Source organism: Nocardia altamirensis NBRC 108246, assembly GCF_001612685.1.
GTDB lineage: Bacteria > Actinomycetota > Actinomycetes > Mycobacteriales > Mycobacteriaceae > Nocardia > Nocardia altamirensis.
Window position 1 is genome coordinate 1 of the sequence record NZ_BDAY01000021.1, and the last position, 13827, is coordinate 13827.

Annotated in this window: 1 protein-coding gene; it reads left to right on the forward strand. The window is 68.3% G+C overall.

Annotated features, from left to right (window positions below):
• On the forward strand, positions 1 to 13819 hold a 13819-nt coding region (locus tag NA11_RS13840; protein WP_141717577.1), incomplete at its 5' end, for a non-ribosomal peptide synthetase.
• Positions 13820 to 13827: the final 8 nt, after the last annotated feature.

The following is a 13827-nucleotide window of genomic DNA, read 5'->3' on the forward strand; positions in this document are numbered from 1 at the left end:
GATTCCGTCGGTGCTGATGGTGCTCACGGCATTGCCGCTCACGGTCAACGGCAAGCTGGATCGCAAGGCGCTGCCCGCGCCGGTGCTCGAGGCCGCGGCCTTCCGCGCGCCGGTCACCGCTGCCGAGCAGATCGTGTCCGGTGTCTTCGCTGAGGTGCTCGGCGTCGACCGGGCCGGCCTGGACGACGACTTCTTCGCACTCGGCGGCAACTCGCTGATCGCCACCCAGGTGGCAGCCCGCTTGTCGGCGGCGCTGGACACCCATATCGGGGTGAGGGAGATTTTCGAGGCGTCCACCGTGGTCGCGTTGGCCGCGCGGGCTGACGCCGGAACCGGTGCGGGCGCCGGGGCGGGTGTGCGTCCGCCGTTGGTGGCGCAGGAGCGTCCGGCGTTGGTGCCGCTGTCGCTGGCGCAGCAGCGCATGTGGTTCCTGAACCGGTTCGATCCCGAGTCGTTCGTGGACAACATCCCGGTGGCGGTGCGGCTTTCGGGCCTGCTGGATCGGCAGGCGTTGCAGATCGCGGTGGCCGATGTCCTGGCCCGCCACGAGTCATTGCGTACCCGGTATCCCGAGGTGGATGGGACGGCGTATCAGGAGATCGTGGCGACCGGGAAGGTCATCCCCGATCTGTCCCCGGTCGAGGTGGCTGAGGCTGAATTGCCGCAGCGGCTTTCGGAGCTGGTGCTGCGTGGTTTCGATGTCACTGTCGAGGTGCCGTTGCGGGCCAAGCTGTTCGAGGTCAGCCCGACCGAGCATGTGCTTGCGCTGGTGGTGCACCACATTGGTGCGGATGGTTTCTCGATGGGGCCGTTGACCCGGGATGTGATGATCGCTTATGCGGCACGCGTCGCGGGCGGTGAGCCTGCGTGGGTGCCGCTGGCGGTGCAGTACGCGGACTTCGCGTTGTGGCAGCGTCGGGTGCTCGGTCGTGAGGATGATCCGGAATCGGTGATCGCGCAGCAGGTCTCGTTCTGGCGGCAGGCGCTGGCTGGGTTGCCTGAGCAGTTGGATCTGCCGTCGGATCGGCCGCGTCCGGCGGTCGCGTCCGGTCGTGGTGGACGGGTGCGTTTCGAGATCGACGCCGATGTGCATGCTGGTCTTGCCGGGCTGGGGCAGGCGCAGGGCGCGACGCTGTTCATGGTTGTGCACGCCGCGCTTGCGGTGTTGTTGGCGCGGTTGAGCGGTGAGTCCGACATTGCGATCGGTACCCCGGTGGCTGGTCGTGGTGAGCGGGCGCTCGATGATCTGGTCGGTATGTTCGTCAACACCTTGGTTTTGCGGACCGAGGTCGACGGCGGTGCCACGTTCAGTGAGTTGCTGCAGGCGGTGCGTGGCACTGACATTGCCGCGTTCGGGCACGCCGACCTGCCGTTCGAGCGGCTGGTGGAGATCATCAACCCGGCTCGCTCGCAGGCACGCAACCCACTGTTCCAGGTGATGCTCACACTGCAGAACCTCGGCCAGACCGCGCTCGAACTGTCCGAGCTCACCGTCAGTGCCGTCGATCTGCCGAGTGACACCGCGAAGTTCGATCTGCAACTGGTGCTCGCCGAAGAGCCCGGTGCGCAGGGCCGGATCGATGCCGAGTTCATCTACGCCACTGATCTGTTCGATGCCGAGACCATCACGGAGGTCGTGCGGCGGTTCACTCGGGTGTTGAAGGCCATTGTCGCTACGCCGGATCGTCCGGTCGGCGACCTGCCGCTGCTCGATGTCACCGAAAACGCGGTGCTGCTGCGCGACTGGAACAACACCGCCGCCGCCATCGAGGTGCCGCCGGGTGATGCTGCGGGAACGTTGATTTCGCTGTTCGAGGCGCAGGTCGCCGCGACACCGGATGCCATCGCGGTCACCTTCGACGGGACAAGTCTGGTCCACCCGTCGCCTGGCCACCACCCCTCATCGAGTCACTACGAGACGCTGACATATGCCGAGCTGGCCGATCGCGTCCGGCCGCTGGCCAGGTGGTTGATCGAGCACGGTGTCGGGGCGGAATCGCTTGTGGCGCTAGGTATGCAGCGGTCGATCGATCTGGTGGTCGGCATGTACGCGGTGCTGACCGCAGGTGGCGGCTACCTGCCGCTGGACCCGGATCACCCGGCCGAACGCACCGCCTACGTGCTCGAGACAGCCGACCCGGTGTGTGTGCTGACCAGTGGCGCTGATCTGCCGATCGATACCGCGCAGGTGCGGATCGATCTGCTCGAGCTGTCCACGTACACGACGACGCCGGTGACCGATGCGGATCGGCGTGTGCCGGTGCGGCCTTCGAACACCGCGTATGTGATCTTCACGTCGGGTTCGACGGGACGGCCGAAGGGTGTCGCGGTGTCGCACGCGGCGATCGTGAATCGCCTGGTCTGGATGCAGGCCGCCTACGGTCTCACCGTCGAGGATGTGGTGTTGCAGAAGACGCCTGCCACCTTCGATGTGTCGGTGTGGGAGTTCTTCTGGCCCTTGCAAGTTGGTGCGCGGCTCGTGGTCGCCAAGCCGGATGGGCATCGTGATCCGGCTTATCTGGCGCAGTTGATCATGGACGAGGGTGTTACGACGGCGCATTTCGTGCCGTCGATGCTCGCGGTGTTCGTTGCTGATCTGCGGGTCGGTGAATGTGGCAGTCTGCGTAACGTTTTCGCCTCTGGCGAGGCGTTGCCCGCGCCGACCGCGCAGCGACTGCGGGAGTTGACCGGGGCCAGGTTGCACAACCTGTACGGCCCGACCGAGGCCGCTGTCGATGTGACTTTCCACGAGGTCGTAGATGCCGACACGGTGTCGGTGCCGATCGGTCGGCCGGTGTTCAACACTCAGGTGTATGTACTGGATGCGCGGCTGCGGCCGGTCCCGGTCGGGGTGGCCGGTGAGCTTTACTTGGCCGGTGCGCAGCTGGCGCGCGGCTATGTGGAGCGACCCGACCTGAGTTCGGATCGGTTCGTGGCGAACCCCTTCACGCCGGGTGAGCGGATGTATCGCACCGGTGACCTGGTGCGCTGGGTGAACTCGACGGGTACCGGTGAGTTGGAGTACTTGGGCCGCACCGACTTCCAGGTGAAGCTGCGTGGTCTGCGGATCGAGCTCGGTGAGATCGAGGCTGCGCTCGTTGCGCTGGACTCGGTTGCGCAGTCGGTCGTGGTGGTGCGCTCCGACGAACGGTTGGGCGATCAGCTGGTCGGCTACCTCGTCGCGGCCGCCGAGCACGCCATCGATACCGATGACGTGCGTGCGGAATTGGCGCTCGCACTGCCCGCCTACATGGTCCCCTCGGTCTATGTGATCCTGGATGCGTTCCCGCTCAACGCTTCCGGCAAGCTCGACCGCAAGGCGCTGCCGAACCCGGCGCCTACGGCACGGGTGTTCCGCAAACCGACCACGACGATCGAGGCGATCGTCGCCGCGACCTACGCCGATGTACTCGGCATCCACGGCGACGGCGCCGAGGTCGGCCTCGACGACGACTTCTTCGCACTCGGTGGCAATTCGCTGATCGCGACCCAGGTGATCGCCAGGCTGGGTGCGGCGCTGGACACCACCATCCCGGTGCGCACGTTGTTCGAGGCACCGACGGTGGGCGCGCTGGCCGCACTGCTGTCGGGGCAGGTCGGCGCAGGTCGTCGCCGGGCCTTGGTGGCCGCGACGCGACCGGAGCAGATCCCGTTGTCGTTGGCGCAGCAGCGCATGTGGTTCCTCAACCGGTTCGACAAGGCAAGCGCGGTCAACAACATCCCGATGGCGATCCGGTTGACCGGCGACCTCGATGTCGCCGCGCTGCAGCAGGCCGTTGGCGACGTCGTCGACCGGCACGAGGTGCTGCGCACGTACTACCCGGAGACCGCCGACGGTCAAGGTGTGCAGGTGATCCTGCCGGTCGGCGCGGGAGCTCCGGCGCTGGCACCGATCGCGGTCGCCGCGGCGGATCTGCACGACCGCATTGCGGCGGTCGTGCTGGCTGGATTCGATGTCACCACCGACGTTCCGGTGCGCGCCGAGCTGTTGCGCATCGCTCCGGACAACCACGTGCTCGTGGTCGTGGTGCACCACATCAGCAGTGACGGTTGGTCCATGCGCCCACTGGCGCGGGATGTGGTGGCTGCCTACGTCGCCCGCTCGCGTGGCGAGGCGCCCAGCTGGGCGCCGCTGCCGGTGCAGTACGCCGATTACGCGCTGTGGCAGCGCGAAACCCTTGGCGCCGAGGACGATCCGGAGTCGCTGCTCGCCGAGCAGACCGCCTACTGGACGGCGACACTGGCCGGACTGCCGGGGCAGCTCGACCTGCCCACCGACCGGCCGCGTCCGGTCGTGGCGTCCAACCGGGGTGGCGTGTACCAATTCCCGATCGAGGCCGAGCTGCAACAGCAGCTGACGGACCTGGCCAGGGAACACGGCGCCAGCTCGTTCATGGTGCTGCACGCCGCGTTGGCGGTGCTGCTCGGCCGGATGTCCAACAGCGACGACATCGCGATCGGCACTCCGGTCGCCGGTCGCGGCGAGGCCGAGCTGGACGATCTGATCGGCATGTTCGTCAACACCCTGGTGCTGCGGACGGCAGTGGATCCGAGCGCGCCGTTCACGGACCTGCTCGCGCAGGCCAAGGACACCGATCTCGCGGCGTTCGCCCATGCCGATGTCCCGTTCGAGCGGCTGGTCGAGGTGCTCAGCCCGGAACGCTCGCAGGCGCGGCACCCGCTGTTCCAGGTGGCGCTGACCTTCGAGGCCACCGGTGCCGGTGAGACCGCACGGGTGGAGCTGCCCGGCCTGGAGCTCGCCGCGGTCGACTTCGATCCGGGGACAGCGAAGTTCGATCTCGCGTTGTCCGTCGCCGAATCCTTGGACGGTGGCCTCGAGCTGGCGTGGAACTACGCCACCGATCTGTTCGACGTGGCGACGGTGGCGGTGCTGGCCAAGCGCATCGTGCGGATCCTGCGGCGAGTAGTGGCCGATCCGGACGTCGTGGTCGGTGACATCGATCTGCTCGGCGAGGTCGAGCGCGCCAACGTCACGCGACACTGGGTGTCGGGCATCGACACCGCGGCACTGGAGCGGAGCGACGCGGGAATCGACAGTGGCACCGGGCTTTTCCCGGAGCAGGTGACGCTGTCGGAGCTGTTCGACGCCGCAGTCGCCACCAACGGCGACCGTGCCGCGGTGACCTTCGACGCCGACACAATCAGCTATGACGAGCTGAGTCGGCGGGTGAATCGAGTGGCGCGCGCCCTGATCGCCGCCGGTGCGGCGCCGGAGACGTTGGTCGCGGTAGTCATGCCGCGCTCACTGGATCTAGTGGTTGCGCTGCTCGCGGTGCTCCGGGCCGGTGCCGGATATGTTCCGATCGACCCGACGCATCCCCGCGAGCGCATCGCCAACGTGCTGGCGGACGCGCACCCGGCGGTCGTGTTGACCGGCGAGGGCGTCGAGGTGGAGATCCCGGCGGGCATACCGATCGTCGCGATGGACGAATTCCGGGTGGCCGCGTCGGATGCCGCGGTCGAGGCGCCGATCACCGACGCTGATCGGCGGAGCCCGTTGCGGCCGCACAACGTCGCGTACGTCATTTTCACCTCGGGTTCGACCGGCCGCCCGAAGGGCGTTGCCGTGCCGCACGCCGCCGTGGTGAACCAAATCCGGTGGATTGCCGGCGAATACGGCATCGGCGTCGACGATGTGGTGCTGTTCAAGACCCCGGCCACGTTCGACGTGTCGGTGTGGGAACTGTTCGCCCCGTTGGTGAGCGGTGCTCGCCAAGTGGTCGCCGCGCCGGACGGACATCGCGATCCGCGGTATCTGGCCGACATCATCGCGGCCGAGCGCGTCACGATGACCTCGTTCGTGCCGTCCATGCTGTCGGTCTTCGCAGGCAGCGCCGCCGCGGACCGGCTGACCTCGCTGCGGCTGCTGCTGATGGCGGGTGAAGCATTGACGGCGACGACGGTCGCCGCGATCCGGCAGATCAGCGCGGCTGCGTTGCACAATCTGTACGGACCGACCGAAACAACGGTGCACGCCACCCACGGCCCCGTCGGCGACGACGTGTCCGGCGTGCTTCCGATCGGCGCACCGGTGTGGAACACCCAGATGTACGTGCTGGATTCGCGACTACACCCGGTGCCGATCGGTGTCCCCGGCGAGCTGTACCTGGCGGGCACGCAGTTGGCGCGCGGCTATGTCGGGCGGCCCGACCTCACCGCGGATCGGTTCGTGGCCAACCCATTCGATGCCGATGGTGCGCGGATGTATCGGACCGGTGACCTGGTCGCCTGGACCGGTAGTGGTGAGGTTGCGTTCCTCGGCCGCACCGACTTCCAGGTGAAGCTGCGTGGTCTGCGGATCGAGCTCGGCGAAATCGAGTCGGCGCTGACCGCGGTGGACGAGGTGGCCCAGGCGGTCGTGACCGTGCACCGCGACCAGCGCACCGGCGAACAGCTGGTTGGCTATGTCGTGGCGGTGCCGGGATCGTCGATCGATGCCGAGCAGGTGCGCGCGGGGCTCGGCAAGCGGCTGCCGGGCTACATGGTGCCCGCGCAGGTGCTGGTGCTCGACGCGTTCCCGCTCAATCCTTCGGGCAAGTTGGATCGGAAGGCGTTGCCCGCGCCGGTGTTCGAGGCGAAGGTCTTCCGGGCACCGTCCACGGCGATGGAAGAAATCGTCGCGGATGCGTTTGCCGAGGTGCTCGGTGTCGAGCGGGTCGGCTTGGACGACGACTTCTTCGCGCTCGGCGGCAACTCGTTGATCGCCACCCAGATGACCGCGCGACTCGGCACGGTGCTCGACCGGCAGTTGTCGGTGCGCGATCTGTTCGAGGCCTCCAGTGTGATCGCGCTGGCGGCCAGGCTGGAGCACAGTGCCGGAGCAGGCCGGGCCCGGCCTGCGTTGGTCGCGGGCGAACGGCCGGAACGGATTCCGCTGTCCTCGGCACAGCGGCGCTACTGGTTCCTCAACCAGTTCGACACGACCACGTCCGCGGTGGACAACATCCCGCTGGCCGTTCGCCTGTCCGGCGCCCTCGATGTGGTCGCGCTGGAGCAGGCGATCGGCGATCTGGTGGTGCGGCACGAAGCGCTGCGGACGATCTACCCGCAGACGGCGGACGGCCCGCATCAGGTGATCCTGCCGGTCGCGGCGGCCAAGCCGCGGTTGGCGCCGGTCGAGGTCAGCGAGGCCGAACTGGTCGGCAAGATCATCGAATTCGCGGTGACCACCTTCGACGTGACCACCGAGGTGCCGCTGGCGGTGGCGTTGTTCAAGGTGGCGGGCACGGCCGATCATGTGCTCGCGTTGACCGTGCACCACGTTTCGGCGGATGGTTTCTCGCTCGGTCCGCTGGCGCGGGACGTGATGGCCGCCTATGTGGCGCGGATGCAGGGCGAGGCGCCGCAGTGGGCGCCGCTGCCGGTGCAGTACGCCGACTACGCGGTGTGGCAACACGCGGTGCTCGGCTCCGAGGACGATCCGGAATCGCTTGCCGCCCAGCAGATCGCCTACTGGCAGCGGACCCTCGACGGTCTGCCCGACCAGTTGGAGCTGCCGACGGATCGGCCGCGTCCGCCTGCCCAGTCGTTCCAGGGCAAGGCGGTCCGTTTCGAGATCGACGCGCAGCGGCACGCTCGCTTGCACGAGTTGGCGCGGGCACACAACGCGTCGTTGTTCATGGTGGCGCATGCGGCGTTGGCGGTGCTGCTGGCGCGGACCTCGAACACCGACGACATCGCCGTCGGCACGCCGATCGCCGGTCGCGGCGAGCGCGCGCTCGACGACTTGATCGGCATGTTCGTCAACACGCTCGTGTTCCGCACCCGAGTCGACGGCGGCGTCTCGTTCGCCGACTTCCTGGCCGAGGTGCGGGAGCGGGACCTGGCGGCCTTCGGCAACGCCGACGTGCCGTTCGAGCGTCTGGTCGAAGTGCTCAACCCGGAGCGCTCCACCGCGCGCAACCCGTTGTTCCAGGTGGGTCTGACCTTCCAGAATCTGGCCGACACCAGCTTCGAACTGCCTGGCATGTCGGCGCGACCGGTCAGCTTCGACACCCAGCTGGCCAAGACCGATCTGCACGTCACCCTCAGCGATCATTACGCGGAGGACGGCACGACGGCTGAACTCCTCGTCGAATTCGGTTATGCCATCGACCTGTTCGACGAGTTCACGGTGCAGGGTTTCGCGGACCGCTTCGTTCGGGTGCTCGACGCGGTGCTGGCCGACGAGTCGGTGCGCATCGGCGATATCGAGCTGCTCGACGCGGCCGAGAGCAAGCAGATCGTGTGCGGCTGGAACGACACCGAGCACGTGCTGCACGGTTCGGAGACGCTGGTCTCGCTGCTGGATGCGACCGTGGCCGCCCACCAGGACGCGGTCGCGATTGTGGCGGACGAGGTGAGCTTGTCTTATGCCGACCTCGATGCCAGAGTAAATCGGTTGTCGCGCTACCTGATCGCTCGCGGCATCGGCGCGGAGGATCGGGTGGCCATGGCCATCCACCGCTCGGTGGATCTGGTGGTCGCCATGTACGCCGTCGCGCGGACCGGCGCAACCTATGTGCCGCTCGACCCGTCGCAACCGGCCGACCGCTTGGACTACATCCTGGCGACCGCCGCGCCGTCGTGCGTGTTGACCACGGCTGCGGTGCTCGCGGCCCGGCCCGCGGCGGACGAGCACTCGCAGAGTGTGGCGCCCGAGTGGGTGAACCTCGACGACCTTGACCTGTCCGGCCTGTCCGGCCACGCGCTAGCTCCGGCCGAGCTGGTCCGCGAGTTCGGTGCCGCCAACACGGCGTACGTGATCTTCACGTCCGGTTCGACGGGCCGTCCGAAGGGCGTCGCGGTGCCGCACGGCGCGGTGGTGAACCAGTTGCTGTGGAAGACAGCGGAATTCGACCTCGGACCCGAGGACGCGGTGCTGCTGAAGACGGCAGCCACGTTCGACCTGTCGGTGTGGGAGTTCTGGACTGCCGCCGTCAGTGGCGGCCGCTTGGTGATCGCCGCGCCGGACGGGCATCGCGACCCGGCCTACCTGAACGAGCTGATGCGCGCCACGGGAGTGACCACGCTGCATGTGGTCCCGTCCATGCTGGACGCGCTGCTCACGGAATCCGGTGGTGCACTGAGTCCTTCGCTGCGCCGAGTCCTCGCGATCGGTGAGGCGCTGCCCGCTGCGGTCGCGCAGCGGTTCCGTTCCGGTAATGCTGCGGCGCTAGCCCACTCCGCGTCGCTGTATAACCTGTACGGCCCGACCGAAGCGGCCGTGTCGATCACCAGCCACCTGGTCACCGACGCCGACCGGACGTCGGTGCCCATCGGTGCGCCGGAATGGAATTCGCGGGTCTACGTCCTCGACGCCAGGCTGCGGCCGGTGCCGGTGGGTGTGTCGGGTGAGTTGTATCTGGCGGGTGCGCAGTTGGCGCGCGGCTATTTCGGTCGTGCGGATTTGACCGCGGACCGGTTCGTTGCCGATCCGTTCGATACGGGCGAGCGCATGTATCGCACCGGTGACCTGGTGGCGTGGAACGCTTCTGGTGAGCTGGACTACCGTGGTCGCACCGACTTCCAGGTGAAGATCCGTGGTTTCCGGATCGAGCTCGGCGAGATCGAAGCGGCATTGCTCGCACTTCCGCTGATCGGGCAGGTCGCCGTGGTGGCCAAGCAGGACGAGCGCGCCGGTGATCGACTGGTGGCCTATCTGGTGCCCGCCGCTGCCGAACTCGATGTGGCGCAGGTGAAGTCGGCGCTGACCGAGGCGCTGCCGTCGTACATGATGCCGTCGGCGTTCGTGGTGCTGGAAGCGTTGCCGCTGAACGCGAACGGCAAGCTGGACCGCAGGGCGCTGCCCGAGCCGGAATTCGAGGTCGCCGTGTTCCGGGCGCCGTCGACGCCGGTGGAGGCGATCGTGGCGGCGGTGGTGGCGGACGTGCTCGGTATCGAGCGAGTCGGTGCCGACGACGACTTCTTCGGCCTCGGCGGTGATTCGATCCGGACCATTCAGCTGGTTGCCCGGGCCAAGGAGCGCGGTGTGCGGTTCACCCCGCGCGACGTGTTCGATCGGCGGAGTGTCGCCGCGCTGGCCGCGGTCGCCACCATGACTGAGAGCACCGCACAGCGGCTGCTTGCGGAGTTGCCCGGTGCCGGGATCGGCGAGATCCCGTTGTCGCCGCAGGTGTTGGCGGCGGTGGCCGCTGACGCGTCGCTGCGGCGATTCGCGAGGTCGATCGCGTTGCGGCTACCCGACGACATCGACAGGACGACCTTGGTCGCGATGATCGGCGCCGTTGTCGATCACCACGATGCGCTGCGCGCCCGCCTGCGCCACGGCACGGATGCGGTGGTCTTCGAAACGCTGGAACGCGGCACGATCGACATCGACGCCCTTGTGCATCGGGTCGACGTGCCGGAGGGCATCGGCGCCGTCGGTTTGTCGCAGCTGGCACGGGCCGAATACGACGCTGCCCTCGATCGTCTCGATCCGGCGAATGCGGTGATGACCCAGTTCCTGTGGTTCGCGTTCGGCGATGCTCAGCCGGATGCGCTGCTGCTGGTCGGACATCGCTGCGTCGGCGACGATGCGTCCTGGCGCATCGTGCTCGCCGACCTGGCGGTGGCGTGGTCGCAGTTGGCGGCAGGGCAGCCGGTTGCCTTGCCTGCCGTCGGCACCTCGATGCGCCGCTGGGCGCACGCGCTCACCGAGGCCGCACACGACCCGGCTCGCATTGCCGAACTGCCGTTCTGGCAAGAGGTTTCGGCTACACCCGATCCGCAGCTCGGCGCGCGCGCATTCGATCCGACGGTCGACACCATCGCCACGGTGGACCGGGTGGAGGTGAGCGTGTCCGCGGCCGTGACCGAGGCGGTGCTGACCGCGATTCCGGAGTTGTACCGGGGAGCCGAGACCGACGGCCTGCTTTCGGCGCTCGCACTGGCGGTGTCCCGCTGGCGCGGCGACGCGGCGGGCGGTGCGGCGCTGGTGCGGGTCGTGCACAACGGTCGAGCCGCGAACAGTGTTGCCGGTGCTGATCTTTCGCGCACCGTCGGCTGGTTCGCCAGCGAATTCCCGGCGCGCTTGGATCTGGCGGGCGCCGACCTCACCGCGGCGTTCGCTGGCGAAACGGTCCTCGGCAGCATCGTGAAATCCGTGAAGGAGCAACTGCTCGCGGTGCCTGGCGCGGGTCTCGGCTATGGCGTGCTGCGATACCTGAACGGGGACACCGCAGTTGAGCTCGGGCACGACGTCCCCGGTCAGATCAGGTTCTGCTACGCGGGTCACCTGCCCGCCGGCGCCGCGCTGACCGGTGACTTCGCCGATCAGTCCGCGCCGATGGACTGGGTGCCCGCGGCCGAACTCGGCCTGCCGGATACCGACCTCGATCCGAGCAGGTCGGCCAACGCGACGGTCGATATCACCGTGAGCGTCACCGACGGGGCGGAAGGGCCACGACTACGCACCTCATTCGCCTACCCGAGTGGTCTGCTGACCCACGCGCGGGTGCACGAACTCACCGAGCTGTGGGTTGCCGCGCTCACCGCGTTGGCCACCCACGCCGGGCAGCCGGACGCGGGCGGCCGCACGCCGTCGGATCTGCCGCTGGTGTCGGTCGGGCAGGCCGATATCGAAACCTGGGAACGCGAATACCCGGCGCTGACAGAGGTGTGGCCGCTGACGCCGCTGCAGTCCGGTCTGCTGGTCGAGGCGACGAGCAACCGCTCGTCGGTCGACGGCTACACCATGCATGCGGGCATCGACCTCGAAGGCGCGCTTGATGTCGCACGGTTGCGGGCGGCGGCCCGCGGCATCCTCGACCGCTACCCGAACCTGCGGGCGGCCTTCGTCATCGATTCGATCGGCCAACCGGTCCAGGTGATCCAGGACCAGGTCGAGGTGGCCTGGTGCGAGGTCGACCTGACCGCGCTGCCGCATGACCAGCGGCGCGGGGAACTGCGGCGCCTGGTGACCGAGGAGCGCGCGACCAATTTCGACATGACGGCGGCACCGCTGATCCGCTTCACGCTGTATCGCACCGACCTGGTCGGCGCCGGTGCGGCCGTGGATCTGCCCGCGGCGGCCGCGGCCGCCGGAGCGGTCACCCCCGCAAGCGGGGCATGGCAGCTGGCGGTCACGACCCACCACATCCTGCTCGACGGCTGGTCGTTGCCGCTGTTGATGCGGGACCTGCTTGTGCTGTACGCCGTGCACGGTGACGCCGCCGCACTGCCTGCGGTGACGCCGTACCGGGCCTTCCTGTCCTGGCTGGCCGAACGGAATCAGCAGGAGTCGGTGCAGGTCTGGCGGAACGCGCTCGCCGAGGCGACGGAGCCGACCCAGTTGGCGCCGCAGCTGCGCGGGGTCGACAGCGGCGAAGCGGGCACGCTGATCACCGCGTTCGACGCCGATGACACCAGCCGGATCGCCAAACAGGCTGCGGCACTCGGCGTTACGGTGAACACGCTGGTTCAGGCGGCGTGGGGCCTTGTACTCGGCCGGATGACCGGTCGCTCGGACGTGGTGTTCGGCGCCACCGTTTCCGGTCGCCCTGCCGATCTGCCCGGCGTGGAGTCGATGGTCGGTCTGTTCATCAACACGGTGCCGGTGCGGGTTCGGGTCGACGAACACCGCACGGTCGGTGAGTACCTGCGCGGTCTGCAGGGCGAGCAGGCCGAGCTGCTGGAGCACCACTACGTCGGCTTGACCGATATTCAGCAGATCGCCGGTGCCGGAGCACAATTCGACACCCTGCTCGTGTTCGAGTCCTATCCGGTGGACAAGGATGCCATCGCCGCCGCCAAATCCGTCGACGGTATGTCGGTCACCGGCATCGGCATGACCGACGTCGCAACCAACTACCCGTTGACGCTGATGGTCACCGTCGAATCGACGATGGAATTGACCTGGACCTACCGGGATGGGTGGTTCACCGCCGACGAGATCCCGGTGCTAGCCGCGCGCATGCACCGCGTGCTGGAGGCACTGCTCGGCGACCCCGCAGACCCCGTCGTCGACATCGATATCTTCGATGCTGCCGAGCGGGCCGCGTTGCTCGATGAATCCGGCGCCGCGGTCTCCGGCGCCACCTCGGCTGGTCATGCCGAAGCCGCGCTCGGCGTCGGCCCGCGCACGGTGGCGGCGGCGCTCCGTGCCGCCGCCGGGGCGGACCCCCTCGCGGCGGCGCTGCTCATCGGTGACACCGAAGTCCTGTTCTCGGCGCTGGATTCCCAGTCATCGCAGCTGGCGCGGGTGTTGATCGGCCGTGACGTCGGCTCCGGCGACATCGTCGCCGTGGCGCTGCCGCATTCGGTCGAGCAGGTGGTCGCGCTGTGGGCGGTCCAGAAGACCGGTGCAGCTGCCGTGTTCGCCGACGGGCTGTCCGCTGACGAAATGCACTCCGCCGGTGTCGATTTCACGATCGCGGCGGAGCGGGCGGACGGGTCGCCGAGGTGGCTTGCCCTGGCGGAACCTGCGGTGCGTGCGGAAGTGGCTGGCGCAGCGCCGCATCCGGTGTCCGACGCCGAGCGGATCCGGCCGCTGCAGGAGGACCAGCCTGCCTTCGTGCTTCCGGCAGGCGACTCGTCGCTGGTCCTCACGCAGACCCAGGCGCTGGCACGAGCACGGGCGCTGTGCGCGGAGCACGGGATCGACTACGAGTCCGTGACATACACCACAGCGGCATCGGGCAGTGCGGCGCTCGCCGAATTCCTGGCTGCCGCCACCGTCGGCGCGCTGTCGGTGCTGCCCACCGGCGACCCGGTGTCCGATCGTGCCGATGGCGAGGTCAGTCACTGGTTTGTCGGCGCAGGAGACGGACATGAGGAGGAGGCCGTCGATGACGGGTTGCGCATCGTCGCCGAATAGATCGTCAC